The sequence below is a fragment of the Sphingobacterium sp. B29 genome (assembly GCF_001952815.1).
Taxonomy (GTDB): domain Bacteria; phylum Bacteroidota; class Bacteroidia; order Sphingobacteriales; family Sphingobacteriaceae; genus Sphingobacterium; species Sphingobacterium siyangense.
Map to the genome: position 1 here is coordinate 4,031,221 of NZ_CP019158.1, position 25,253 is coordinate 4,056,473.

General features: G+C 38.8%; 25 protein-coding genes. 16 read left to right on the plus strand and 9 right to left on the minus strand.

Going from position 1 to position 25,253, the window contains the following annotated elements:
• Positions 1 to 187 precede the first annotated feature (187 nt).
• The 5 genes from BV902_RS17200 (at position 188) to BV902_RS17220 (ending at position 3,612) form a co-directional block, all read left to right on the plus strand.
• Positions 188 to 541 carry a hypothetical protein gene (locus tag BV902_RS17200; RefSeq protein WP_157626116.1) on the plus strand — a complete coding sequence of 118 codons (354 nt, stop codon included), beginning with the start codon at positions 188 to 190 and terminating at the stop codon, positions 539 to 541.
• Between the two features lie 90 nt (positions 542 to 631).
• On the plus strand, positions 632 to 1,639 hold the full coding sequence (locus BV902_RS17205; protein ID WP_075992984.1) for a helix-turn-helix domain-containing protein: 1,008 nt from the start codon (positions 632 to 634) through the stop codon (positions 1,637 to 1,639).
• A gap of 35 nt (positions 1,640 to 1,674) precedes the next feature.
• Positions 1,675 to 2,355, plus strand: coding sequence for a hypothetical protein (locus tag BV902_RS17210; RefSeq protein WP_075992985.1), 681 nt, complete (start codon positions 1,675 to 1,677; stop codon positions 2,353 to 2,355).
• A gap of 252 nt (positions 2,356 to 2,607) precedes the next feature.
• Positions 2,608 to 3,162 (plus strand): MauE/DoxX family redox-associated membrane protein, encoded by a 555-nt coding sequence (locus tag BV902_RS17215; RefSeq protein ID WP_075992986.1) that lies wholly within the window; start codon positions 2,608 to 2,610, stop codon positions 3,160 to 3,162.
• Between the two features lie 162 nt (positions 3,163 to 3,324).
• Positions 3,325 to 3,612, plus strand: a complete 288-nt coding sequence (locus BV902_RS17220) for a hypothetical protein (protein WP_075992987.1) — start codon at positions 3,325 to 3,327, stop codon at positions 3,610 to 3,612.
• On the opposite strand, the gene BV902_RS17225 is transcribed toward BV902_RS17220, so the two are convergent.
• The 4 genes from BV902_RS17225 to BV902_RS17240 are packed head-to-tail and all read right to left on the minus strand — an operon-like array spanning position 3,599 to position 9,373.
• Positions 3,599 to 4,225 carry a TlpA family protein disulfide reductase gene (locus BV902_RS17225; protein WP_075992988.1) on the minus strand — a complete coding sequence of 209 codons (627 nt, stop codon included), beginning with the start codon at positions 4,223 to 4,225 and terminating at the stop codon, positions 3,599 to 3,601. The genes BV902_RS17220 and BV902_RS17225 overlap by 14 nt on opposite strands.
• Before the next feature lie 3 nt (positions 4,226 to 4,228).
• Positions 4,229 to 5,626, minus strand: coding sequence for a RagB/SusD family nutrient uptake outer membrane protein (locus tag BV902_RS17230; RefSeq protein ID WP_075992989.1), 1,398 nt, complete (start codon positions 5,624 to 5,626; stop codon positions 4,229 to 4,231).
• Between the two features lie 18 nt (positions 5,627 to 5,644).
• The gene (locus BV902_RS17235; protein WP_075992990.1) at positions 5,645 to 8,980 is read right to left on the minus strand and encodes a SusC/RagA family TonB-linked outer membrane protein; all 3,336 of its coding nucleotides are present in this window, start codon (positions 8,978 to 8,980) and stop codon (positions 5,645 to 5,647) included.
• Between the two features lie 18 nt (positions 8,981 to 8,998).
• Positions 8,999 to 9,373: a hypothetical protein gene (locus tag BV902_RS17240; RefSeq protein ID WP_075992991.1), complete on the minus strand. Its 375-nt coding sequence runs from the start codon at positions 9,371 to 9,373 to the stop codon at positions 8,999 to 9,001.
• A gap of 939 nt (positions 9,374 to 10,312) precedes the next feature.
• Here BV902_RS17240 and BV902_RS17250 point away from each other — a divergent pair.
• The 4 genes from BV902_RS17250 to BV902_RS17265 all read left to right on the plus strand — a co-directional run bounded on the left by BV902_RS17250 (position 10,313) and on the right by BV902_RS17265 (position 13,872).
• Positions 10,313 to 10,714, plus strand: coding sequence for a hypothetical protein (locus BV902_RS17250; protein WP_075992993.1), 402 nt, complete (start codon positions 10,313 to 10,315; stop codon positions 10,712 to 10,714).
• 267 nt (positions 10,715 to 10,981) lie between these two features.
• Positions 10,982 to 11,407 (plus strand): hypothetical protein, encoded by a 426-nt coding sequence (locus BV902_RS17255; RefSeq protein WP_075992994.1) that lies wholly within the window; start codon positions 10,982 to 10,984, stop codon positions 11,405 to 11,407.
• The gene (locus BV902_RS17260) at positions 11,404 to 12,558 is read left to right on the plus strand and encodes a hypothetical protein (RefSeq protein WP_157626117.1); all 1,155 of its coding nucleotides are present in this window, start codon (positions 11,404 to 11,406) and stop codon (positions 12,556 to 12,558) included. Before BV902_RS17255 ends, BV902_RS17260 begins: the two co-directional genes overlap by 4 nt.
• A 129-nt stretch (positions 12,559 to 12,687) precedes the next feature.
• Positions 12,688 to 13,872: an IS256 family transposase gene (locus BV902_RS17265; RefSeq protein WP_075992996.1), complete on the plus strand. Its 1,185-nt coding sequence runs from the start codon at positions 12,688 to 12,690 to the stop codon at positions 13,870 to 13,872.
• 26 nt (positions 13,873 to 13,898) lie between these two features.
• Here BV902_RS17265 and BV902_RS17270 read toward each other — a convergent pair whose 3' ends face one another.
• Positions 13,899 to 14,600, minus strand: a complete 702-nt coding sequence (locus BV902_RS17270) for a hypothetical protein (protein ID WP_075992997.1) — start codon at positions 14,598 to 14,600, stop codon at positions 13,899 to 13,901.
• A gap of 163 nt (positions 14,601 to 14,763) precedes the next feature.
• On the minus strand, positions 14,764 to 15,051 hold the full coding sequence (locus BV902_RS17275) for a hypothetical protein (protein ID WP_157626118.1): 288 nt from the start codon (positions 15,049 to 15,051) through the stop codon (positions 14,764 to 14,766).
• A 195-nt stretch (positions 15,052 to 15,246) separates the two neighbouring features.
• On the opposite strand from BV902_RS17275, the gene BV902_RS17280 reads away from it, so the two are divergent.
• The 3 genes from BV902_RS17280 (at position 15,247) to BV902_RS27575 (ending at position 17,576) form a co-directional block, all read left to right on the plus strand.
• Positions 15,247 to 16,356, plus strand: a complete 1,110-nt coding sequence (locus BV902_RS17280; protein ID WP_075992999.1) for an IS3 family transposase — start codon at positions 15,247 to 15,249, stop codon at positions 16,354 to 16,356.
• Between the two features lie 359 nt (positions 16,357 to 16,715).
• Entirely contained in the window at positions 16,716 to 17,285 is a 570-nt protein-coding gene (locus BV902_RS17285) for a hypothetical protein (RefSeq protein WP_075993000.1), read from the plus strand.
• Positions 17,286 to 17,342: 57 nt separating this feature from the next.
• Entirely contained in the window at positions 17,343 to 17,576 is a 234-nt protein-coding gene (locus BV902_RS27575) for a hypothetical protein (protein WP_075993001.1), read from the plus strand.
• Here BV902_RS27575 and BV902_RS27580 read toward each other — a convergent pair.
• Complete coding sequence (locus BV902_RS27580; RefSeq protein ID WP_172840703.1) at positions 17,573 to 17,746, minus strand: hypothetical protein; 174 nt, start codon at positions 17,744 to 17,746, stop codon at positions 17,573 to 17,575. The two genes, BV902_RS27575 and BV902_RS27580, sit on opposite strands and share 4 nt — an antisense overlap.
• A 108-nt stretch (positions 17,747 to 17,854) precedes the next feature.
• Positions 17,855 to 18,460, minus strand: coding sequence for a hypothetical protein (locus BV902_RS17300; RefSeq protein WP_075993002.1), 606 nt, complete (start codon positions 18,458 to 18,460; stop codon positions 17,855 to 17,857).
• Positions 18,461 to 18,661: 201 nt separating this feature from the next.
• Here BV902_RS17300 and BV902_RS17305 point away from each other — a divergent pair, with 201 nt between their 5' ends.
• Positions 18,662 to 18,979, plus strand: coding sequence for a hypothetical protein (locus BV902_RS17305; RefSeq protein WP_075993003.1), 318 nt, complete (start codon positions 18,662 to 18,664; stop codon positions 18,977 to 18,979).
• A gap of 581 nt (positions 18,980 to 19,560) precedes the next feature.
• On the opposite strand, the gene BV902_RS17315 is transcribed toward BV902_RS17305, so the two are convergent.
• On the minus strand, positions 19,561 to 19,800 hold the full coding sequence (locus BV902_RS17315) for a hypothetical protein (protein ID WP_075993005.1): 240 nt from the start codon (positions 19,798 to 19,800) through the stop codon (positions 19,561 to 19,563).
• A 450-nt stretch (positions 19,801 to 20,250) separates the two neighbouring features.
• On the opposite strand from BV902_RS17315, the gene BV902_RS17320 reads away from it, so the two are divergent.
• From BV902_RS17320 to BV902_RS17325, 3 genes are read left to right on the plus strand one after another with little or no spacing between them, the layout of a single operon-like run.
• Complete coding sequence (locus tag BV902_RS17320) at positions 20,251 to 21,489, plus strand: exonuclease SbcCD subunit D (RefSeq protein ID WP_083663658.1); 1,239 nt, start codon at positions 20,251 to 20,253, stop codon at positions 21,487 to 21,489.
• Position 21,490: 1 nt separating this feature from the next.
• Positions 21,491 to 21,631, plus strand: coding sequence for a hypothetical protein (locus BV902_RS28150; RefSeq protein WP_157626120.1), 141 nt, complete (start codon positions 21,491 to 21,493; stop codon positions 21,629 to 21,631).
• Positions 21,592 to 25,224, plus strand: a complete 3,633-nt coding sequence (locus BV902_RS17325) for an AAA family ATPase (protein WP_443019327.1) — start codon at positions 21,592 to 21,594, stop codon at positions 25,222 to 25,224. The genes BV902_RS28150 and BV902_RS17325 overlap by 40 nt, the downstream gene beginning before the upstream one ends.
• The last annotated feature ends 29 nt before the right edge of the window (positions 25,225 to 25,253 follow it).

The following is a 25,253-nucleotide window of genomic DNA, read 5'->3' on the forward strand; positions in this document are numbered from 1 at the left end:
GGTTTATACTGGTTTACAGACCCAATTTACTAAATAAAATCAAATATTAAGCAAAATTCATTCACTCAAAAGACGACTTTCCTCCAAAATCCCGGAGGTTAGGACATGACGGTTGCTAATTTGATCTATTTAAATAAATATTTGCAAAAATACAATTTGAATGAAAGAGAACTTAGACAATGCAGGCGTGGCGCAAAAGGTAGCCACGATTCTCGCTCTGCCAATAGCGGAGCGAGCACTAGAGATGCAACTTCTAAAAGACGATTTTGCAGTCTGGATGGAACACAATTTTAACCTCGATCCCCATCAGGTAATACAGCTCTACAATTTTCCCAATGGGTTTCGGAAACAACTTGGCACGGCTATCAGTAATTATCTCATGCAGGGCAATGTACTTCAATTTCAAAAAGACGACAAGGGTGATGAAGAAGATCCAGATTTTAAGGAGGTTATGGTTCATGGCCTCGATGAATGGCAGGATGGCGTGGCGACGATGATGTTCACTCCCCTGTTTATTCGGATATCCTACGGAATGACCTAGCACCCGAGAGATCCCCCGTTATCCAAAAACTATTTCCCCCGATCATTCCGAAATCCTGACCGGGGGGATTATATTAACCTATACCCCATTATGAAGAAAACATTACAGATCGATCTCCCAAAGGTATTTGACGATCCACACAGTCCAAGAACTGACACACTCAAGCCGCAAATAAGCATGTCCAATGCAGACTATCAACATTACAAAAACCAACATGGGCAAGCCTGCCTGCAGCAGTTTGACGGCATGCTCGGCTACATCAATATATTGGACGTGCATCTTTCCATTGATATTGACATTCCTATACAAGTCACGCGTTCGGATATACATATCTTTTATCTGATCACGGAAGATCGTGCCATTCAGATCATGGATATCCGGAAGCAGATTAGCTACAGCATCTCTTGCAATCGCGGCCGTTACTTCTACTTAACCATAGGTGATTATGAAATCCATATTCCTGCCGGAAGGTATACCCTCGTTAATTTCTATTTCCGCGGCAGCATTTTTCGCGATGGCAATGAGCGTCCCTTCCAATTTCTTCACCCCTTGATCCATGCCTATAGACAACAAGATCCCCATGTATGGTGCAGCATCGATTTCCGTGCCGGTACCAGAACTATTTCATTGATGAAAGCCATAGCTTCAAACATCAAGAAAGGCGACCTCGACAGCGAGGTCAATATTCTTTGGGGTATCAAGAAACTGATCCAGCTATCCAAGGAAAAGATCTTTGAAGAATATGACAAGATTTCGGAATCCCAAATCAAATCCAAAGAAGCCCATGCAGCCATTCAGCAGGCTGTAGCCGAGCATGGTCAGAATTTTAAACTGGAAGATATTGCCTGGCAACTCGGGATTAGTATGGACTATCTGCATCAGCTTATCCAGCTTTATTATGGACAGAGTCCCCAAGAGCTGAAGATAGAATTTATGCTGGATCTCGCCAAGAAATATATCGTGGACGGCATGCGCACCGATGCGATCGCCTATGAACTGGGCTACACATCACCGAGCAGTTTTGCACGCTTTTTTAAAAATAAAACGGGCATGACGGCAACGGAATTTTTTAAGCGGTATACCCAAGACTATTTATAAAATTCATTGTTAAATTAACCTAGTTACCTAAAAACATGAAAGAAATCATTCAAAAAAGCGTAAAATTTTTCAGCGCGATCGGAAAACTTTTTGTCGCTGAGCCAGCTGACAAAAGCACACTTATTGCGAAAAAAGTCTGTGGCAAATATAGAGCCTGGAAATATGGGCCGCTACATATCTGTATCGAAATAGCCGCCTCCTATTTCCCTGAAAATTATCAGCTTGATGAAGCGGTACTCAGGGCAGCAAATGCTGCTGGCAACATTTATTCTCCAAAAGGTATGCTCTATTATCTGTTGTCCCATGCGAGAAAGATAGCAGCACCGCGGCAGCCATTGCCCATTAAAACGAGCTATAGCTATGTTGCCTGGCAGATGATCAATCTATCAAAAGTGAATATCGTGACGACGCTCACCGAACATCCTCGTTTAATAGAAATTCGTGAAGAAACGCTGGAACTGTCTGCTGCGAAAGCCGAGATATTGATCTTAAGCAGCGGTGGTGATTATCTTGAAGTAAATCATCTTCTTTCGAAGATTGACCTGACACATAAATATGTAATTATCTGTTCTGTTTTTGAAGAAGCCTTTATACACGATCATATTCTTTACAGGGTAGATCGGAAAATTTCTCCAAATTTTAAAAGCGAAAAGGAATATCTGGCCTTCATTGACGAGATTATCCAAGAAGCCACCACAATACCTTTGAAAATTTAACCGCAGCATCCCCTCCCGAGGGGATTTTTTATTGCCATACCCTATCATCACTTCAATCCGGTACATACTCGACTCCAGATTCGGTCAAGTTGACCTGCTTTTTACTCCCGAACTTTGGTACAAGATGTTAGACACCGGAGCACGGCGACAAAGAAATAATATATGCCCCGCAATAAAAAATAAAATGGGGGATCAAAATAATAAAGCAACAGTGAATAAATAATCAGAGGCAGCATGTAAATAGTTAGTACCATGAATAAGATTAATAACCATATCGACCATACAGTTCCGGTGTCAAGTCCAGGAAGCAGACACGGGGTACTCTTGACGCATTTAAAGATAAAATGTGCCGAACTTATCTCTTTCGCTAAAAAGCATCCCCGCGAATTCGCGGTACAAATGATCACTTACATGCTGCTATGTCTTTGGGTTGTGGTCGCTTCAAGAAAGCTATTTGATTATTCCGCTTTTAGACAAGCTATGCTAGATCAGCCTTTCGAAGATAAGTATGGAATTGTATTGTCGTACCTCTTACCCCTAATTCAGCTTAGTACAGCTGTACTCTTTATTTTCGAAAAAACACGGCGGTATGGATTCTTGTTAACGATCTTGCTTATGATCGCTTTCTCCTGGTATATCACGCTTGTGTTGAAGAGAACGTGGGGATTTATTCCATGCTATTGTACGCTGGAGTTCCCTACCGATTGGAAAGGACATCTCTGGATTAATGGAATTATCGCTGTATTTGCTTTGGCCGGATTGCTATTAGACAGTATAAGGAAACGAGCTAATACCCGGGTAACCTGAAAGATATTTGTGCTAATCGCTACAACGGAAACTGAGCCCTAGGATGGCCTAGTGGAAGGGCGCGTCTGCCAAAAGACAAGTAAAAGGATTGGCTTTCCTTTCGCTCCATTGGGGTTTTAAAAATAGCCGACTATCAAATTATTATCATTCATAAACGATGTTATGAAACAATTCAAATTTAATGCAAAAGCCACAGTAGCTGTGGCCATTGCAGTCGCATCATTCTTTGGGTTCAATAGCTTCAAAAAAGCGGATACCCATCTTTACAAATTAGTCGACGGGGAATACCGTATGGTGGACGAAAGCAGTGGTGAGTGTCAGCCTACTACACCAAACACCTGTCTTTGGGAAATTGAAAGTAATGACTTGACAATTCCCCAAAATCAGGCTCCATCACCACAACCTGTCAGACAAGGAGAATTCGATGGCGACTTTGCTACCGCACCTTAGCCTTTTTTGAACTGGATAGCAAATATTCGTTGATAAGAGCTTTAAATCTTAGCGAGCCAGCGGATTCTATCCCGTTCTTTTCAGGTAACGGCCGAGGGGGATTTCTTTCCAAGATTTCCCCTTCTTTGCCGATTATGATCCAACGTGGTACTCCTTTCATGTTATAATAACTTGTGATCGGATGATAAAACCCTTTTGGAGCTGTGCTTAAAGAAATGGATAAGGAGTCGGTATAATAATAAGTTCGATCCTTTAGAACATCACCATGATCTAAACAATTTTTCCATACATCAACATCATCATCCAGATTGATGTCAATGAAAACGACGTCTTTATTGGATTCATAGTACTTCCTGATCTTGGCCAATGGTTCTGATAAGGCCAAACATGGTGCGCATCGATTAATCCAAAAGTCGATCACGACGACCTTACCTTTAAAATCCGACATGCGTATAAGCTTTCCATTCCTATCTTTTAATTCAAAGGGATAAGCCATCGCGCTATCAAGCTGCGTTGTATTCAATTTTTCTGTCGCGGATATCGTTTGAAATGCAGTCCCTGTTAAAAAGATCAATATGCCTAGCATAAATAATCTCCATTTGTTTGTTCTCATATTCTATCTTTTGTTTTGTGTTAATCCACTGAATTGTACTTCCTGCATAGGTAATAAAAAGGCATACTTTAAACTCTTGGGTGGCAGTATATATTCCCTATCGCCTAATTTTCTTTTGAAACTTATATCCCATCCATCCACGTTCAATCGACGAACATCCGACCAGCGCATACCCCGAAAAAGAAGTTCTTTACGGCGCTCTTCCAACACCTGTTGAATGGCATCATTACTATTATTAAAATTGACTCTTGGTATGTTGCTTGCAGCAAAACGATTTTTATAGAGATTGTCCAACAATATTTTTGTTCCATCAAGATCGCCAGATCTTGCTTTACATTCGGCAAGTATCAGCAAGACCTCATCGGTCGCCGCTCCATTAAAACAATTCGTTCCATTTAGCCCAGTGGTATACAGATTCTTTCTGTTCGCTTTTCCATCACCGGTAAATGTGAAATACGCCTTTAAACGAAGATCTTTGGGATGATAAAGTGAGATTAAAGTCGAGTCTACAAAGCTATTCGGAGCAAATCTCCCCACAGCAGTTGATAGGTAACCTTGCTGGGTGCACATCACTAAAATTTCCGCGTTATTCCGATCGAAAATTGCATCACCGTCTAACGCAAGTTTATTATAATCCAATAGCACATTGTATGTATTGTACGACTTCTCACTGTAATGCAAAGCCTTTTCAAAATCACCCATAACCAAATAAATCCTTGCGAGCATAGCCTCTGCAGCAACGGTACAAGGTCTATTCCTAAAAGTCGAAGGGATCTTGTTTTGCAACAGCCCAACAGACTCTTCCATATCCTTCACGATGCTATTATAGGTGGACTCAAGCGACGCCCTCTTCTCCAATTGATCAATATTCGGTGAGTAGCGCAACGGAATTCCTATTTCACTTGCAGCAGTCTTCTGATCGTAAGACAGACAAAATGTTTCGGCAAGCGCGAAATTCCACATTGCTCTGAAAAATAATGCCGTACCTTTGATATCATTGTATTCATCCCTATTCGCGGCAGTAACCTCGATATTGTTCAATACATCAAGGACAACATTGCATACATAAATAGCGTAGTAACAATTGTTCCATTCGCTGATCTGAGGATTGCCTTCGTAGATATCATCTTCCCAGATATAGGAATTTCGTTCCTGTACAAATACTGTCGACTCCCAGGTCGCTTTGTTATAGTAATATTCATCAGAAGCCAATTGGCCCAAAGACGGAAACCAATAGTTTAATCCCTGCACTAACTGACCATCATTGTCCAGAAGACGTCTGCAATCATTTAAAGTTTTCGGATTCACTATACTTGCATCTGGCTTCTCTTCCAAAAATGACTTTGCACAGCCCATGAAGAGTAGCAAAGACAGCACATATATAAAAAGTTGCTTTTTCATCTTAGTATCTTTTAATCATTAAAAAGTTGTTTTTAGCCTTAGGCTGAATTGCCTTGGTACGGGATAGGCCGATTGAAATACATTTGGATCTAACCCCTGTTTATTGGCCCGCCATATAATGCCAACATTATCGACCATAAAAGTCAGGTCCAATGACTTCAGCCATAGAAGGTCGTCCAATAAACGCCAACCGATCTGTATATCTTGCAGGCGGATGATGTCGGACTTTTCGACTAATACGTTACTGTACGTATACAGATTGTTTCGTGCAGAGTTGGTTGGATAGATCAGGCCAGGTACGCTTGTCCATACCTCATCCCCTGGCTGTTGCCAACGCTTATCATAATCATATATCGCAGTCCCTATCGCAGTCGGACTATAAAGATCTGTATTACTCAATGATATGCGCCTAAAATAGCCACCAAACTGATACACAATATTAAAACTGGCATAGAAGCGACCATAGCTAAAATCATTTCTAAATGAACCGAAGAAAGGCGGTATACGGGGCCCATGGAATTGAATATTCTCCAACTCCTTATTATTGAGGATGGCACTATAATCTTTACTCTCCACACCATTCAAATAGCCTATCGGATTACCTTCATTGTCCAACCCAGCATAAGGGAAGCTAAATAATGCCGATTGCGGAAATCCTTCATACGGGTTGAGATAATTGGTGGTCATATAGCTAAAATTGCTTGCCTGTTTGACCAGATAGTGAACAACCTTGTCCTTAGCTTTTGAAAAATTAAATACCGACTGCCACTGGAAGGCTCCTGTTAAGTTTTTGCTGGTCAGCGAGAGATCAAATCCCTTTACCTCCGTATCCGCAACATTCCCTTTGTACTGGATCAGTCCAGTCTGCGGTGCTATCGGTCCATTGCCGATCAAATCATTTCCCTTTTTCCAGTATTGATCAAAATGTAAAACAATACGCTGGTTATATATCCCTAAGTCTAAGCCAATATTGGTGACCCTTGTCTTTTCCCAGCGTAGAGATGGATTAGGCGGATTAAGGATTGTAGCATATAAATTTTGATAACCATTTTTAGATGTCTGATACCTTGCTGTTAACCAGGCCGACATCGTCTTATCTACATTTCCCTGTACACCATAAGAAGAACGAAGCCTCAATTCAGACAGCCAATGCACTGAATTTAGCAAACCCCGCTTGGCATTATAAGCACCACCTACCGACCAGAGCGGTACCCCCTTTTGGTTGGTTGCTACACCAAATAGATTAGATTCATCTCTACGGATGCTTCCATATACGTCATAAATACTTTTGTAACTATAGGCGGCATTTAGCAGATACGAACGGTAACGGTCTACATGCCAGTTCTGGTAATTTCCGTTATTGATGACCTGGCTGCCCCCATAAATACGGAGCAAAGCATTAATATGGTCTATTGTAGCTGACGTTGCCGTCGACGGATCATAGCCAAACAGTTGCTTCTTATCAACTTCACTCCTCGCATCCGACAGTTCCATCGCCATTAGCGCTGTTATATGATGGTCTTTATTAATCCTCTTATCTAAAGCCAGTTGCCCACGCCATAGATACGAAGTACCACGCAAGTGATTGATCGTCCGGTTTTCACCAGCTGGTATCTGCTGTACATATTTACCCGTAGTTTTATCATATCTCGTGTATGTATTGACCAGATTGCGCACGTAATACGAATCATCCGCATAGCGCATGAGGTCGTCGCCAATTGATTTTGTATATTGATATTTTATACTGGCCGTCAGGAATGGAAAGATCTTGGCATCTATACCACCATTCAGCCGTAGATTGAACAGCGAACTGGTAGACATCCCTTTACCGAGATCGGTCAATGGATTATAGTGCCAGTCCAACAGGTTCCCATTGCCTACTGTATCTATATAGCTATTGCGCATACCCCCTGTTACTGCCACTAGCGTGCCATCGGCCGAGATCAATTCCTCATAAGGATACATTGACGGGCTGTTCTGTGCACTCTGCGCTCTTGTGTCTGTCAGATTGGTTTGAAAGGAAAAATTGAGCCGATCATTCAAAAATCGCTGGTCGTATTTCATCAGGAGGGTTTTGCGTTCATTTTTGGAATATTTCATTGCCTGATCCAATCGATTGAGGCCGCCCGAAATATAAAAACTGCCGTCCTTAAAAGGTCTTGAAATAGCTAGATTATATTGTTGTTCGACCGGTATCTGATAGAAGTATTTCAATCGCTGTATACGGCTATCTTTTAAACGATAAGTATCTATCATTTCATTTCCTATTTCATCAGATAGCTGACCTCTTGCCATTTTATCCAATATCTCCACCGCCGGCGATACCGGCTGGTAGCCAGTCTTCAAGCGAGCGTTGTAAGCCCCCTTTTCATAGAGAAACTTCTCCACGTCAATAAAATCACTGCTCGATATGGATTTGTTATAATAAAGATCAGGTTTATCAGCAATGCTCTGAATCACTTCGGCGGATAAGGAAAGACGATCTTTGCTTCCTTGCTTGGTACTTATAACCACTACTCCATTGCCCGAACGAGCCCCCCATATGGAAGCTGCCGCTGCATCCTTTAAGATCGAGATCGAAGCGATATCTGCAGGATTTAGCGAACCCAGACCACCATCGTAGGGAAATCCATCCACGATGATCAGCGGCTCCGCATTGGCAAATAATGTACTCTTACCACGGATCGTAAATTCGGGCTGATTGCCCCCCTCGTTGCTATTGATCTTGGGCAGCTGCAGCGCGGTGGTAAGCCCATTTATTCGCGACAGTATGTTTGAGGAGACCGATCTGTCGATCAGCTTTTGGTCCAGTACATCGACGCTCCCTACCGTCCTTTCCTTTGATATACGTTGATACCCCGTATTGACGACATCCACTTCATCCAGTATATTATCTATAGGTATCAATTTAACATCAATTGATACCCCTGCAGTATAATTCAATGACTGGGCATTATATCCCAGATGGGAGAATAAAATTTTGCCTTTTTTAGCTTTTACACCGATGCTGAAGGAACCGTCACCCTTCGTAGATGCTTTACCCTTTTCATCGGCTATGCTGACGGACACACCCGCTATTGGTTTGCCATCCGAAGCGGATACCACACTACCAGACACTGCAAGAAGCCCATTGGCCCCGCTGTCCTTGCGGGGCGTCTGAGCCGATAAACTAAACATATGAAACATAAGAGCTAATACAATAAAAGCTCTTATGTTCTTCAATGCCTTTAAAAAACAGGTTAAATAGGATTGAAAAACTAAGAGGAACACGATTACAAGTAATGTAATCTGTAGAACTGGAATATTGACTACCTTATCCAATAAGGCAGTGAATGCTTTTGATAATTTTATCATCTGCTTATGGATTAGGTATTATTCCGAAATTCGGTTAAAGAAACTGTGGATCCTTTGTTTGGTTTCCAGATCGGCGATTATCGATTCTGCAGATTCTGCAAAGGCAAATGGCACCACATCGATTTCGATCTTACGAAAGTGCAGCAGGAAATAAGCCATCAGCACACGGCACACTTTCATCAAATAGGTATGCATCTGCTTCACGTCAGCAGCATCTTCCTGAACGATGCCCTTTCTATAGATTTCAAAAAGTGCCCAGAGGCTTTCTTGACAGTCGTTTATTGCATATTGGGACCAGAACTCCCGAATGGTATTTAATGGATCGTATCCATTGTCGTATATTTCATAACATGCTAGCTCGAAGGGTAGCAGATTGTTTGATTGTTGGTTCATAATTTAGTTTCATCGAGTACGACAAACCTTTGGATGCTCGCTCAGATACAGGCATAGCTTTCCCCTTCGCAATTTTTTTGCGTTAAAAAGGCTTGCCACTGCATAAGTCAAATGCGACCTATGCCAAATGGACAAATAAGATTAAAAGTCCGAAAAGCGCCGAGATACAATTTCAAGGCATAAATAGGGTTCATTATGGCGCTCCCTGCCGGAAAGAAGTAAAGACCGACCTACAGCAATATCGTCTTGCAATAAAAACTAAGGGTAAAAAGTTTGGACTCAATGAAAATTTGCTTAATTTTAAAGTGCGAATTTTAAATCAAGCTGTATCATTGGCCAATATTACCTTTTAATGCAATTATATTGATAAATAGGTCGGTGACAGGCGTAATAAGAGGGAAATTAAACTGACAGAGTTCAGCTGTCTTTTCATTTTAAGGAAAGTCAAATCCTCCCCTTTTTATTGCTCTTTACAGCCTGTGTTTGATGGAGCGTAACCTATTCGGGTGCACGGAATATGTTCTTTAAAAGTGATTTGCGGGAATACCTCTTCAATCCAACTTGGATCGATTGTGGGCGATGGGTGGTGTTTGTTCGTTTCGTTCTCATAATCGTTTTTGGTTTTATGTGAACGAGCTGGAATTAAGAAGGCTGGAACTTGTATCCTGCTATCATCCGGGAACTAGCAATCCCACAGCGTAACAATCAACAAGCCCAGCCTAAAGATTGTGCAAAGATACACAATATCTTTAGACATGGGTTAAACTTGCTGCCTTACGCTGAATTTCCAATTGCTAGTTTCGGATTCAAAGGCTCGTTCAACTCATGATCTATTGAAAATAGACATAGTTAACATATTTATTACCAATCCTTGATTGGGTACACAAATATAAAAACAAACATTAAGACCACCAAACTTTTGGTGGTATAAATTTTGATATGGATAAAATTTATAAAACGAAAGCTATATTTCGAATTGAGTACGAATTAATCTTTAATATTAAAGATCTACGTGGAGAAAGGGGGTGGTCACAGGAAGTATTAAGTGGAAAAATGGGCTTAGCTGAAAATTTTGTTGGAAAATGTGAGTCTTTAGATCAACCGGAAAAGTATAACCTTCGTCATATGGGAATATTAAAGAAGGTATTTGGGTTTGAAACCTTGGATGATTTTTTCCCTAATGGAATTCCTGAAGATGAGCAAATCGTAATCCATTATAAAAAAGTTCCGAAGAAGAAAGCTGACGGTACAGAGTCGAAATTGATGGAAAACGTAGTCGTTGAGATTGTTGTGGTTGATGCGGAGACAAAAGCAGAGGGAAATAAGCAAAGTAAGAAATAACTAATTGCAGATTAACAGTTCAAACTTAATAATAATACATTATATAGAATAAATTGTTCACGATTAACTTTCAACCCCCAAAATGCATTATTGTGATAAATAGTTATCGGAGGATCAATTTGAGTTAGTAAGGTTACACTAGTTCATATTATTATAATTAATCAAAACCAAGTACTTAAAAATTCAACAAGTTGCATAAATCAAGGTAAAGATTAATAAGAGTATTATACGCAGGATAAATACATTTGAATAAAAAACACATAAATAATGATAGCATCTCAGCAAAGAAATCAAGACGGCACTTATGGCCCGACCAAAAAGGGGAAGCTCTATTTACCAAAGCCTGACCATCGTACCAATTCCCGAAACAATCAAAAAAGTAAATGGTTGATAAATGAGAATCAGGAGTTATCTATTTTTGAAATTGCTGAAAACCCCGAAAAAGAACTATTTTGTAATGAAAATAACTGCTATTTCGCCCTTGTAGATAATGCAGCACAAATTATTGGCACAAAAAATGAGCGTATTGCTAAATTTCCTAGTCCGCAGAATAAATCAGATGCTTGGCATGGATATCCTGTAACATGCCATGAAAACCACAATTCTCCATCAGACGATCTATTGGATATTATGGTTGATCAATCAATAATTTCTCCCACGACACGTAAAAGAATAGAAAAAAAGAAAATATGAAACCTATATCAATTAGAATCTTAAATGATTTCTCAGACTCTTTTTTCTACATGGGAAAGCTATTTGTGTTAACCGAAGACAAACAACTGAAATTTATTGATAACGATAAGATATTTAAAGAATATCTTCAAAACGGAAATGCTTTAATAAACCATTGGTTAAAGAAGATATTTTTTAATAATGACACTCTTCCGAATTATCAAGATTTCCGCAACGAAGCAAATGGTGCAAATGAATTTAATTCGTTTTGGGGTATGATGGAAAATCAAAAAATTGAATTTCATATTAAAGACGACCATCTTACTTTTATTTGTGATATCCCTGAAAATGAATCTTTAGATTTCATCATTTATGCTGAAAGAGCTTATTTAGCCAATAGAGACGGACTTTTCGAATGCCGGCTAAATATAAATGGTGAAAATGTTACAAGTGCGCCAGACGGTTTCCAACGAGTTTTTGACAGTAAATCTATCTATTTGAATCCAAGAGCGGGAAAAGTCTTGGTAAGCACAAAAAGTGATGGTTTATTTGCAGGCTCTATAGAGAACCAGAATGATATTTTAAATATAAATGAAAATCATTTATCGCCAAACTCAATAAGGGCTAGTTGGGCTGAATATAATTTTGTCAATTATAAATCCTCTACGGAAGGTGATTTTTTTCTTAATGAAACAGAAGAAATAGCAATAGATGGTATTAACTTCACAGTTGACGATGGTTCTTCTCAAAATAGAAAGATAAAAGAAATTGGGAAAGAACAAATTAGTTTGAGTGATATGTTTACAACTAGGACGAAAAGAGAAAAGTTAATATTTTCATTCAACTCTCTTTCAAATTCCTTTAATATCTCAGAGACAGGCCACATTTATTACAATAAGCTAGATAAAAATGCTCCTATTAATATTCTTACTGGTATTACTCTTGATTTGAAAAGGTTGGGCTATCCATTATCGGCACATACGGTTGCTAGAGGCACTATTTATGAGTTCTTTAATCAAGTCACTTTAGTAAGGAACGGAATTATTGAAACTGTCAGTGAAATTGAGTGCAAACAAATAAGGACATTCGCTTCTTCCAAGTGGTTTAAGAATACTATTATGGCTCTTTCAGAGGAATATTTAGAGATTCATAGTATACATCCATATCACTAGATTAACTTAGCAAATAGAAATATAGTTTATGGTCATGAAAGAAAAAGACCCATTCGATTTTTCGTTAGATTTTGTTTTTAAAGGAACTCAAGAGGGCTTCGCCGTTTTGAACGCTTCAAAGCAGAAGCCATGCAAGGTCTTTACGAAGGTAAAAGTTTGTCTCCCGATGATGGCATCCTAGCGCCGTTAATGAAGCATCTGTTGGAATCAATGATGGATGGAGAACTGGAAAACCATTTGAACGAAGAGAAAGCTTCGGGCAATAGCAACCGGCGAAATGGCAAGACAAAAAAGACTGTCCGAGGCCTTAACACTGGGACATTTGAACTGGAAACAGGCCGTGATAGATCCGGCACATTCGAGCCTAAGGTAGTACCTAAAAGGCAATTAATCATTACTGAACAGCTTGAGGGACATGTGCTAAGCATGTATGCCAAAGGAATAAGCACACGGGCGATAAGCGAGTTTATACGCGAAATGTATGCAATGGAAATCTCTGCCACTGAAATATCGCGTATTACCGAAAGTGTACTTCCAGCTGTAAATGAATGGCGTAGTAGGCCTCTTGAAGCTGTTTATCCCTTTGTATTCCTGGACTGCATGCACATTAAAGTTCGCCAGAATGGAACTGTTGAATCAAGAGCTATTTATAACATACTGGGAGTTGGCATGGATGGTAGAAAAGATCTGATCGGTCTTTATAGCTCAGAAAATGAGGGAGCTAAGTTCTGGCTTTCAGTTCTTACGGATCTAAAGCAACGTGGCGTTGAAGACATCCTTATTGCTTGTATTGATGGTCTAAAAGGGTTTCCTGAGGCCATAGAAGCTATTTTTCCAAAAACAAAGATCCAGTTGTGTATTGTTCACCAAATCAGAACAAGTATGCGCTATGTAACTGAGAAAGATAAAAAGCTTGTTATGGAGGATTTAAAGCCAGTCTATAAAGCCGTGAACGAAGAAATAGGTTATGAGAACCTCTTGTCTTTCGAAGAAAAATGGGGCAAGAAATATCCGCTTGCTGCCAAATCCTGGATGGATAATTGGACTAATCTTTCTACTTTCTTTGAGTACGAGGATCAGGTTCGCAAGATTATATACACCACAAATCCGATCGAGGGAATGCACCGTCAGATACGAAAAATTATTAAGTCTAAAGGCGCTTTCAGCTCTGAACAGGCGCTCATGAAATTGATGTATTTAATTAGTAAAGATATTGCAAAAAAATGGACGATGCCAATGCATAACTGGGGCTTGACCATATCCCAACTTTATATTAGATTTGGGGATAGACTCAAATTAGAAAAAGGTTTTTAAGTTTTAACCCTATGACACAGTTGGTGTTACACTCCCAACAAATCAAAATATGATTGTATTTTTTCATTTCCAAATTTATTTCGCAAAATGATTTTTTCAATAGGATCATCTATAATCTTAAAATATTCGTAAGTCCGTTTAAACTCTCGGAGATAACTATTAAAATGCTTATTTATTTCTAAATCAATATCCGAATCTTTTTGAGCGTATACGTCTTTTAAAAACTGCTCAATAATAAACATCATTTCCCAAGCTTCACTATAGGTTGGAAATAATTGAGTGGTCATTTTTTTAACTTCTGCATCACTATGGGCATAATGCTTATCACGTAATAACTTCAACTTCCTTACAATACCCTCGTGGGATTTATCATCCATTATCTGTAATACGGGTTTAAAACATTCTAAATCTATATCAACAACAATATTTTTGTTAAAAATCTTGTTATACAGTTTACCTATTCCAAATGCCTCTTGGTAAGAAAGAATTTTAGTTATTTCTAATACAAATAAGATCCATGACTTTTGTGATAATGTACTGTATGTTGAGGTTCTTACACTGACAAGGTAATCTAATATATCTAAGTCACATTTAAATGGCATACGTAAATCAAACCTTTTCAAATATCCTTTTGGATTTCCAATTAGATGTGCTTCTCCCAAAGAGATCTTCGCTTTGAAGTAAAGCAAGTAAATGTTTCCTAATAAAGTTTCAAATTCTTTTTCCATCCTAAAAATTCAATAGCTTTATCATTATAAGGAGAGGTTTTTAATCTACACTCTATAATGTTCTAATTCTAATTCTATTTCGTAGTATCCGCCTTGATAATAGAAAATTTAAATTGTGTCGATCAATTTCATTTTTGTACTGCAATAGCGCTCTCTTTATTTGTTATAAATTTGGACGAACATAAACGTCAATATATGGTTTTAAAATGCTGTTTTTTGATTCAATTTGTAAGATTGTTCTAATATTCACAATCTCATCATAGGATTCGGGAGCTTGCTCTTTAGTAATCAAACGAAATACCTGAAAATTATATGGAAATACACTAGCAAGTAGAATTTTACTAAACCTACTTTGGGAATCCCCAAATGAAGGCATCAAATTAGCATATAAAAATGCAATACATGATAAAGGAAGCCCTATGAAAACTATAACTGGCGTTAGAAATTTCATTTTTAAAGACAGCCAGCTTAAACCAATGAGTGGAAAAAGTACGATTACCCAAATTAAACTTATTAATAATACAAACAACGCTCCTATAATTGGAATACTCCCAATTATACCTAATATGAGCGTACTTATAGTGTAAGAGTCCCAAAAAATCAAACAGCTTAAAGCTGGACATAAATGTTTAGATTTAAGTAATAAATGAAAAAAACACGTTTTACAGAAAGCCAGATTGTGCGAGCACTCAAAGAGGGCGAAGAAGGCAGAAAGACCGAAGACATCTGCCGTGAGCTGGAAATTAGCAAGGCCACATTTTATAATTGGAAGAGCCGTTACGGAGGCATGGAAGCCTCTGATGTCAAACGCCTAAAGGAACTTGAGGAAGAAAATGCCCGCTTAAAAAAGATGTTTGCCGAACTGAGTATGAACCATGATATCCTAAAAGAAGTCATCACAAAAAAAAGGTTGGGGCTCCGGCAACAAAAACAGTTAACCCAGGAGATTGTCCTAGATCACGGTTTGAGTGTCACCGGAGCCTGTAAATTGACAGGTATGTGCCGTTCACAATATTACTATGTTAGTAAGAAAGATGATAGTGCCGTTATAGCAGCATTAGATCAGCTGTCTTCCAAACATCCTGTATATGGATTTCGAAAACTATATGCCTACCTGCGCAGAGAAGGTAAGCCATGGAACCATAAAAAAGTATACAGAGTATATAAGCTGCTAAATATGAACAAGAAGCGACGTGGCAAACGTCGGCTACCTGCTCGGGAGAAACAACCTTTGGAACAACAGGTCAGCATTAATCAAAAATGGAGCATGGACTTTATGAGCGATAGCTTGGCCAGCGGAAGCAGGTTTAGAACCTTTAATGTGATGGACGACTGTTCCCGTGAGATATTGTGCATCGAAATAGCTACTTCTATTTCTTCGTTGAGGGTAACTCGAACACTGGAACAAATCATAGACTGGCGGGGCAAACCGCTCTGTCTCCGCGTAGATAATGGTCCCGAGTTCACCAGTCATCATTTTGAGCTCTGGTGTAAAGACCAAGGCATCGCTATTCAATTTATCCAGCCCGGTAAGCCTATGCAGAACGGCTACATCGAACGGTTCAACCGAAGTTATCGCAAAGAAATTTTGGATGCTTATTTATTTTTCAACTTGTCCGAAGTAAGAGAACATACCCAGGCATGGATGGATGAATATAATAACAACAGACCGCATGAAGGGCTTGGGAATCTTACACCAACGGAATTATCAAAAAATATTAGGCACCAACAACAAATAAATCAATTAGTAACGTAAATTAGAAAAGTCCAATCTCAGCTGTCGGAAAAATGGGGTACTTACAATAGGTGTTAATATTATGGTAATAAGAGCAATGATGGATAAGAAAAGGCGAACTATTTTATAGTAAATCATGTTAATAATTTTGGTTAACCAAAATTAGCTATTAAAACGAAAATACGTAATATTTATTTGGAGCAAGTTTAGAATAATGGTCAGTTTTTCGTACTCGATTAGCAATTGTCGATTATTAAAACTTTATATCAGAAAAATGTACATTTTCGTTATACACTAAATCAAATTACATTATATTTAATGTATATGGAATACGACCATATTCAAATAAAATTATAAGCTAATGTCAAAAAACGATAATTATGAAATATATACTACTATTAATTACTATAATTTGTTCTACAACACTATTTTCTCAAAGTAAGTACTGGAATGATATAAGAAAAGAACAGCTTCGCCAAATGATCTCTAAATCAATGGTTGAGAATAAAATTAACTTATCTAATCCAAGCAGACAATTTGACTATATTAATTGTGTAATCTTTAAAATAACTAACGAGTTTCCAACTGAACAAGAATTTAATCTTCCATCTGATAAAAAGAATCAAAGATTTAAGGAAATATACAAGGAATGTGTCAAAGAGTTATTTGGAATATCGAATAACAACGACATAGTAAAGGTAGATGTTTTCCTTGATTGGTCTGAAATGAATAAATCAACTTTAAAGAACACCTTACTTAAACGTTTTTCAAAAGAATTTGATGTTGAACTTTCTAATGAAAGGTTAGTTAGTATAGTTGACTGTGCTATCGAAAAATTAAAAGTTACATATCCAAAAGGAGTAAATCCATCGAAAATGAATGTTTCACAGTTTCAAGAAAATATTAATCAATATATTCATGAATGTTTACAATCTAAAATTAATCAATAAAGAAGCTAATATTATTCGATGCCTTAGTGAGTTCTATACTGCGGGGGGATTCATTCAATGCTTTCCAGTTACGCTCCCTACCATGTAAGCGCAACGCTCTCATCTGTGTTTCAATATTCATCTTATTTTATTATTGTTTATTTTATTCTGTTCATTCCTGCCCATCACTATATTACGGGCATCGTTTGTGTCAGCATGCTCAAGCGCAATGAACTGAAAAATGAATTAGGCGGTCAACATCAGCCAGTATGGAAGTTGAATAACGGCTTTAAACGCATTACGCATCCCTAATTCTGATTCAATTTTGAGGGGTCAGCTTGTTCAAATATATCTACGAAGAACACCCGGTCTTTCAGATGAAAACATATACGTTGATAAACCAGCCTGACGGCATGTTCAACCAATGCCTTGTCTTTGGGTTTATAGGCACGTGCGGCTATTACCGCTGTTCCGTAATGCAACGCAAATAGCTTAAAGTCACGGTTCAGTTCCGGTTCATAACGATGGGAACGGGTAACCGCAGACTTTGGATTGTCGGTGATAATCAGCTTTGGGACACCTCCTATGAGCTACAAAGCACGCCTCATACTGCCCAGAAAAGATGTTTTCCCCTGACTTTCAGTAGCCTCAACATAGGTGTACCCCGTACCAGCAAGAACGCAAACAAAAAATTCTACCGGATGCAATTCGCCTGACGCTCTATCTGTAAGGTTGAGACGGTCGCCAGCATAATCAACAAGGAGCTTTTCGCCCATCTTATGATCAATATGCATAGTGGCGTGCTGCACTGCAAAAGCTTTCTGAACATGTTCCTTGAATTGTGTATAACCGTAACCCTGTGGATAACGCTCAGGGTACTGTTCCCAGATGTTGAGGTAAGTAAATCCAGAACTTTGCATAGAGCGCTTGAATGCAGGAAACATATCTGAGAGTTCCTGGTACGCATCCGGTTTAATGAATACTTTCGGCTGCGGCCATACTGAAGCAAGGGACGTTTCATCCAGATCTTCCAGTTCGGAAAAATCTTTTCCCGTTGCCTTCAGATGAAGTACATATTCATTGACTGTTTTTCGGTTGATGCCCAGCAACCTGGCGACGGAGCGATTACTCTCCCCACGGGATTTTAATTGAATTATACGTTGTATATCTAAAATATTTATGCGGTGACCAGCCATATCTTACAGATTTAGTGCCCTGCAAAATAATACTTTGTTTAAACTGGCCCGCAATCACCGATACAATTGGCAATCAAGAATATTATGCGCCACCAAGTGATGCGGATTTTCATTTTGATAACAGTAAAATTCAGGCATTCAGTTGGGTAAATACCGATGTAAAGAGAGAATTCTATTCATGAAACTTTACAGGCTAAATTGATGGCAGATAATTACACACTACTTATTAATGATCATGGTCAAGGGGAAGTAGCAGATTTTGTTTCTTTTATGGACTTACCGGATCGTGTGGAAATTAATCTTTATCACATTAAGGGTTCAGGAGGTAATGCTCCGGGTGATCGTGCGAATAACGTTTATGAAGTCTGTATGCAAGCCGTGAAATCACAAGCATGGACTGTTAACCGGCAATCCTTTAATCGTAAGATTTTGCAGAGAACCAAAGGAAATCTACATAAATTTTTAGCCGGCAATCCTGCCATATTATTATGCATTAAATTGAACAAATTAAAAGCCTGATAAATTGATGTATTAAATGCAAATATAAGGAACATTCAGAATTCAGGTTCTTCAATAAAAAATGAAATTCTTAATGTTTTAATTCAAAAAAAGCAAGTTAATTCGTAAAAAATTTCCAATTGGTGTTTTATTGCTTCCTCCGGTGTTGTACCTAATTCATCAGCATATAAATTATGTAATGAGCCTTTTGGGGAATCATTAATAACTACCATAGCCATGGGTCGGCCCTCCCAATCTGAATGTAGAGATTGAATTTTACAAGAACACACTATATTTTCTCTATAAGAGACGTAAAACGTGTCATAATTATTTAATTCGATTGACTTTCTCTCACTGTAAGAAATCGGTTTAACATCACCCGAAACTCTAAATTCGTTTAATTTTAATTTTTTCCTTGACATAGACAATAGGCTTTGGATAAACGTAATAAATTAAAAATAATTCACACCACTTTAAATACCCAATTTTTCAGAAAATAACGATTGGACTTTAATCCCCACTTGAGACTAAAAATGATTAATGAGCTTCTTCTGACATCCCGTATTTTTTATTCAACATTGGGATACATATTTTATTTAGTTTTAACTTGGTTTGTTATATTCAAATTTACCCCACTCAGATTTTAAATCGTTATTAGATGGTAATTCATTTGGTTTGTTAAAGTCCCATTTATTTAATACTCTCGCTATAAATTTGTCTGCAGTTTCTAAATCATAAAAATTTGCAACAACCTTAGCTTTATGCTTATATGTACCACATTTAAACTTAGACGCTTCGATTGTTCTGTGTTTAAGCGAATACAACACTTTGATTTCTCTCATTGGAATATAGGTTTGTTTGTCGAAGTTAATTAAAATGCTTGAGACTGTAAAATCAAACCTTACATCCAATTTTGTTGATAGGATGTGGAAATTAAAATGTCAAATCATCGATATCAATTCACCATTTGCCGGACGCTACAATCCTTATCACAAATGAGCAAGATTTTACTTTTTTAAACAGCCTAAAATATTTGTTTCTTAAATCTATTGAGCCAAATATGGTTTCCCGTAAAAGATTGAAAATTATACATTGTAATTTCAACTAGATTAATTGAAAACGCTATATCAGGGAATATCATGGGAAAAACTAAAAATAACACTTAAAACATTTATATTTCAAATTACAATTATTATATTGCATTAACATATTATTAAACCATAAAATCTTTTTTTAATCTTGATACAATCGATTTTAAAACGATAAATTATGGACTAGCCATTTATTTGAAAATGAAATTCCTTCATACCGCAGACTGGCATATTGGCCAGTTATTTCACGAATATGACCGCAGCTATGAGCATCAGCAATTCTTAGATTGGCTGGTAGAGATATTGCATCGTGAAAAAATTGACGTGCTGCTTATTAGCGGAGACGTGTTTGATATATCAAATCCATCAGCTCAGTCGATCCGAATGTTTTATACCTTCTTGAATCAAGCTATTTCTAAAACCCCAGATCTACAAATTATTATTACCGCTGGAAATCATGATTCTGCATCACGCCTTGAGGCACCAAAACCTTTACTCCTGTCTTCGAAAATTCATATTGTTGGATTGGTTGAGAAAGATGCGAAGGGAAAAATCGATTATGAAAAATTGATTGTACCAATATATGATCAGGCTGGAAGGATCAAGATATATTGCCTCGCCGTACCATTCCTCCGTATGGGAGATTACCCAGCTATACCTGACTGCTCAAACCCCTATACAGAAGGTGTAACTGCACTTTATAAAGAGTTATTTGACTATGCGCAAGAAAAAATTAAGGATGATCAAATCATAATAGCTATGGGGCATTTACATACGCACAATGCTGAAATAACTGAGCTAGATAAAACAGAAAGGCTGATCATGGGCGGTGTTGAATGTATTCCGGCGACTGCTTTTCATGAGGATGTAAAATACGTTGCTCTTGGACATATTCATAAGGCGCAAAAAATTGGTGGCAAAGATCATGTGCGTTATTCTGGCAGTCCCCTGCCTATGTCTTTCTCAGAGATTAATTACAAGCACCAAGTCGTCGTCTTTGATCTCGACGACGAAATGCATAATCTTAGATCGATCGAGATACCACTATTTGTACCGCTGCTGAGAGTTCCGTTGAAACACCAACCTTTACATGATGTCATCGCTTTGCTTGAACAACTACCTACTTCTGATGAAGCTGACAAAGCTACAATACCTTATCTTGAAGTTCGTGTATTTTTAGAAGGTCCTGAGCCAGCATTGCGCCATAAGGTAGAGGTGGCATTACAGCAAAAACAAGTGAGACTTGCGAAAATTGATGTGAAGTATCCTGACTCGAAAACGGAGGAACATCAATTAATTGCTCCAGAGCAGTTGCAAGAATTACAGCCGATTGATGTATTTGGAAAAATATATCAAACTAGATATAACAGGGTGGTACCCGAAGATATCCTAAATCTTTTTCAACAAGTAGTGGAAGAAGTCAATCAAACAGCCGAGTAGAATGAAGATATTAGCCATAAGAATTAAAAACCTAGCTTCCCTAGAGGGAGTAACAGAAATTGACTTTACTTCTGAACCATTATCTTCGCTGGCATATTTGCCATTACGGGAGCTACTGGCGCTGGAAAATCTACGATATTAGATGCCTTGTGCCTTGCTCTTTACGGAAAAACACCGCGGTACTTACAAGCGAAAGAAATAGGTATAGAAATTAAAGATGTTGAAGGCAGCACGCTCAATCAAGGTGATGTACGAAGCATTTTGCGTGATGGTACAGCGGATGGCTTTGCTCAAGTAGATTTTGTTGGTATTGATGAACAATATCATCGTGCTACCTGGAGCGTAAGGCGTGCGAGAAATAAAGCGGATGGTAGCATGCAATCTGATTCCGTGACCCTGAAAAATATAACTACGAATACCGATTTTCCAGCAAAAAAAGCTGAAACGTTAAATGAAATTGCAAGGTTGGTAGGTTTAAATTTTGATCAGTTTACCCGGTCTGTGTTACTAGCTCAAGGCGATTTTACAGCTTTTATGAAGGCTGACAAAGGTGAAAAAGCTTCTCTGCTTGAAAAGTTGACTGGCACTTATATTTATTCAGAAATATCGAAAAAAATCTATGAAAAATTCAGAGCGGAAGAAATGCTGTTGCGTGACCTTAATCTTCGTAAAGAAGGAATTATCACACTGAGCGAAGAAGAACTGAAGGCGCTCTCGGATGAACAGGACATACTGGAAATCGAGATCAAAAGTCTAGAAAAAGAGATCGAAATACTAAATGCAGAAATCGGATGGCACGAACAGCTCGCTAAACTACAAATCAATTATGATCTAGCGTACACAGCATTAGATGTTGCAACGGAGGTGCAAAGCTCTGCCTTGCCCCGTAAACAAAAACTGAAAACTGTTGAGCAAGCGCAGCAAACCAAAAGCTGGGCCGATGCCTTAAAATATGTTCAAGAGCAGCATGCTGACAAAACAACAGCCCTTGCACAGATCAAAGCAAACCTCGCTGTCCTACAGAAGGAAAAAGAAAGGCTCGAAAATCAGTTGGATTTGGCAGAAACCAATCTGTCAGAAAAAAACAAGGCGCTTACAGATGCCCTTCCCCTATTGGATCAAGCGAGGCGACTTGACACCTTGCTGGAGGAGAAAAAACAACAGGTAGAAAAACTAAAAGAAGAAGCTGAAAATTCTGTTGAAGCCAATAATCAACATCAAATCCAACTGAAAGCTAAAAAAGAGGAGTTTGCAAACCTTGCTGATCAAATAAAAGATATCACCGACTGGAAAGCAGACAACAAAGACCGCAGCCCGATTGCGGAAAATAAAGACCTCATCTTGTCGAAACTAAAGGATGCGCGGCAGTTTTTAGAAATTTCGCAGCAATCGTCTTCAATGTTGACACAAATACAGGATAAATTCGATAAAGACGAAGCCGAGAGGTCGACAATAGAGTCTGATTGGAAGCAACAGGTAGATCGCGTGGAAATTTTAAAGAAAAGCAATGATTTGTTAACCAAAGAGTTGCAATTAACACCTATCGAAACTTTAGGCCTAGATAAATCCGAAACAGACCGACAGGTTGAATACACTATAAAAGCACAGGCACATTGGCAGCTGTTTTACGGTGCACTTACGGAATTGGAGGTACTAAACCAAAAACAGATAAACGACAGGTCTGACCTTCATACAAAAAATGAAACTTTACAAAATTTAGCCCAACAGCTGCCGTTAGAAAAGGTAAAACGCGATACAGCTCAGCAGCTTTTGCAGCAAGCTCGTCTGGCATCGACTGAAAACGTAGAAAAATTGCGGGCGGCTTTAGTGGATGACGAGCCTTGCCCTGTTTGCGGAAGCGAAAGTCATCCCTATGTGCTTCATAATCCGCAATTGGAAAATGTATTGGTACAACTGGAAAAATCCTTCGAGGAACAAGACCAGAGCTATCACGCGAGCAATAACCTCTATATCGCCCTGGAACAGGAAAGTAAGATGCTACAGCAAAACATTGAACGCCAAAGTGAAGAAATTACAGCAAGGCAAGAAGCATTAGTCTCTAAAGAGCAAATTTGGGAACAATTTGAAATTGCCGACGAAAGTAAGGCGATAGCCAATGCAGAAAAAGTAGCTTGGATTGAAGAAAAATTACAGGATCTTAAGATCAAACAGGGCGATCTGCAAGCGCAAATACAAGCTTATACGGAGAAAAAGCAACAAATAGAAGTTGGCAAAACACAAATAGACCAACTTAAAGAAAAGACCGATAGCCTTGCCAATCAACTCAAAGACATCCAAAACCAACTGGCTGTTTACAAAGAACAGCAAAGCAGCCATACGAGAGATCGTGATAAGGCATCACGTGATTTAGACAGTGTTGAACGGCTACTCTCTCCCTATTTCACCGCTCCAGAATGGATGAAAAATTGGAAAGCTTCACCGCTAGCATTCGTTCAGCGTATTGAAGACTTTGCCCGCGATTGGAAAGAAAGAAGCGAACGGATGGATGAACATACCCGTCAACATGCAGCACTCGAAGCCACGATAAGCCAACTGGAACACCAAGCTAAAAGTCTTGCTTCAGATGTTAGTAAAAAAACGGAAGCTCATGTTGCGGAAAATAAACTGCATTTAGCGTTATATCAAGAGCGCAATTCGATATTTGGAGGTCAATCCGCAAGCGAAACGGAGACCAAGCTAAAGCAAGCAATAAAGGATGCTCAGCAGCAACTCGAGCAGCTTAAAATAACTAGGGAACAACTCAATATCAACAGTACCAAAGCCCAAACCCAATATGATGAATTGGCCACTTCAATAACAGCTTTACAAGCCGAAGCTCAAAAAGAATCGGAAAAAATGGAGGGTTGGCTTGACGATTTCAACATAAAGAACAGTCAATCGTTAACCATGGAGGAGCTCCATGATTTATTGTCGTTGAGCAACGATTGGATGGCTACAGAACGTGAGGAATTGCAAACGATAGACGAGGAAGTGACCAAAGCTACCAGCGTTCTATCGGAACGAAGACATGCTTTAGACACCCATAAAGAAAAAAGTATATCTGACCGACCAGTTGAGGAACTCATAGATCTCAATGCTGTTGTAAAATCGACGCTGGAAACCAATAAACATAAAAAAGGGGAAAACAGCTTCCGCCTACAACAAGATGCTGTGTATAAACAGAATATTGGTGACTTGCTGAAACGTATAGCGGCGCAGGAAGCTATCAATGAGAAATGGAGTAAACTGAATGAAATCATCGGTTCTGCCGATGGTAAAAAATTCCGTCAGATAGCCCAGGAATATACACTAGATGTTTTATTGGGCTATGCCAACATTCATTTGCAAGCACTCACCAACAGGTACAAAATCGAACGGATACCTCTTTCACTGGCTCTACAAGTAGTCGACCAGGACATGGGCGAGGAAGTGCGTACGATCTACTCCCTTTCCGGCGGGGAATCGTTTTTGGTTTCGCTTGCCTTGGCTTTAGGCCTTGCTTCTTTGTCATCTAGCCGTATGAAAGTGGAATCTTTATTTATTGACGAAGGATTTGGTTCATTAGATCCTAATACACTTAATATCGCTATGGATGCTCTTGAACGGCTGCACAATCAAGGACGTAAAGTGGGTGTCATTTCTCACGTGCAGGAAATGACAGAGCGGATCCCTGTGCAGATCAAAGTGAGCAAGCAGCAAAGCGGGAAGAGTATGGTGGAGGTAATTGGATTGTAAATCAATAACTAAATTTCAAACATAAAACT

Coding starts and splice junctions, on each gene's coding strand:
- BV902_RS17265 (WP_075992996.1), top strand. CDS start 12,688: ATGCAAGGTCTTTACGAAGGTAAAAGTTTGTCTCCCGATGATGGCATC.
- BV902_RS17220 (WP_075992987.1), top strand. CDS start 3,325: ATGAAACAATTCAAATTTAATGCAAAAGCCACAGTAGCTGTGGCCATT.
- BV902_RS17205 (WP_075992984.1), top strand. CDS start 632: ATGAAGAAAACATTACAGATCGATCTCCCAAAGGTATTTGACGATCCA.
- BV902_RS17210 (WP_075992985.1), top strand. CDS start 1,675: ATGAAAGAAATCATTCAAAAAAGCGTAAAATTTTTCAGCGCGATCGGA.
- BV902_RS17240 (WP_075992991.1), bottom strand. CDS start 9,373: ATGAACCAACAATCAAACAATCTGCTACCCTTCGAGCTAGCATGTTAT.
- BV902_RS17285 (WP_075993000.1), top strand. CDS start 16,716: ATGAAATATATACTACTATTAATTACTATAATTTGTTCTACAACACTA.
- BV902_RS17305 (WP_075993003.1), top strand. CDS start 18,662: ATGGCAGATAATTACACACTACTTATTAATGATCATGGTCAAGGGGAA.
- BV902_RS17320 (WP_083663658.1), top strand. CDS start 20,251: ATGAAATTCCTTCATACCGCAGACTGGCATATTGGCCAGTTATTTCAC.
- BV902_RS17275 (WP_157626118.1), bottom strand. CDS start 15,051: ATGAAATTTCTAACGCCAGTTATAGTTTTCATAGGGCTTCCTTTATCA.
- BV902_RS17230 (WP_075992989.1), bottom strand. CDS start 5,626: ATGAAAAAGCAACTTTTTATATATGTGCTGTCTTTGCTACTCTTCATG.
- BV902_RS17270 (WP_075992997.1), bottom strand. CDS start 14,600: ATGGAAAAAGAATTTGAAACTTTATTAGGAAACATTTACTTGCTTTAC.
- BV902_RS28150 (WP_157626120.1), top strand. CDS start 21,491: ATGAAGATATTAGCCATAAGAATTAAAAACCTAGCTTCCCTAGAGGGA.
- BV902_RS17255 (WP_075992994.1), top strand. CDS start 10,982: ATGATAGCATCTCAGCAAAGAAATCAAGACGGCACTTATGGCCCGACC.
- BV902_RS17215 (WP_075992986.1), top strand. CDS start 2,608: ATGAATAAGATTAATAACCATATCGACCATACAGTTCCGGTGTCAAGT.
- BV902_RS17250 (WP_075992993.1), top strand. CDS start 10,313: ATGGATAAAATTTATAAAACGAAAGCTATATTTCGAATTGAGTACGAA.
- BV902_RS17235 (WP_075992990.1), bottom strand. CDS start 8,980: ATGATAAAATTATCAAAAGCATTCACTGCCTTATTGGATAAGGTAGTC.
- BV902_RS17260 (WP_157626117.1), top strand. CDS start 11,404: ATGAAACCTATATCAATTAGAATCTTAAATGATTTCTCAGACTCTTTT.
- BV902_RS17315 (WP_075993005.1), bottom strand. CDS start 19,800: ATGAGAGAAATCAAAGTGTTGTATTCGCTTAAACACAGAACAATCGAA.
- BV902_RS17300 (WP_075993002.1), bottom strand. CDS start 18,460: ATGGCTGGTCACCGCATAAATATTTTAGATATACAACGTATAATTCAA.
- BV902_RS17225 (WP_075992988.1), bottom strand. CDS start 4,225: ATGAGAACAAACAAATGGAGATTATTTATGCTAGGCATATTGATCTTT.
- BV902_RS27575 (WP_075993001.1), top strand. CDS start 17,343: ATGCTTTCCAGTTACGCTCCCTACCATGTAAGCGCAACGCTCTCATCT.
- BV902_RS17280 (WP_075992999.1), top strand. CDS start 15,247: ATGAAAAAAACACGTTTTACAGAAAGCCAGATTGTGCGAGCACTCAAA.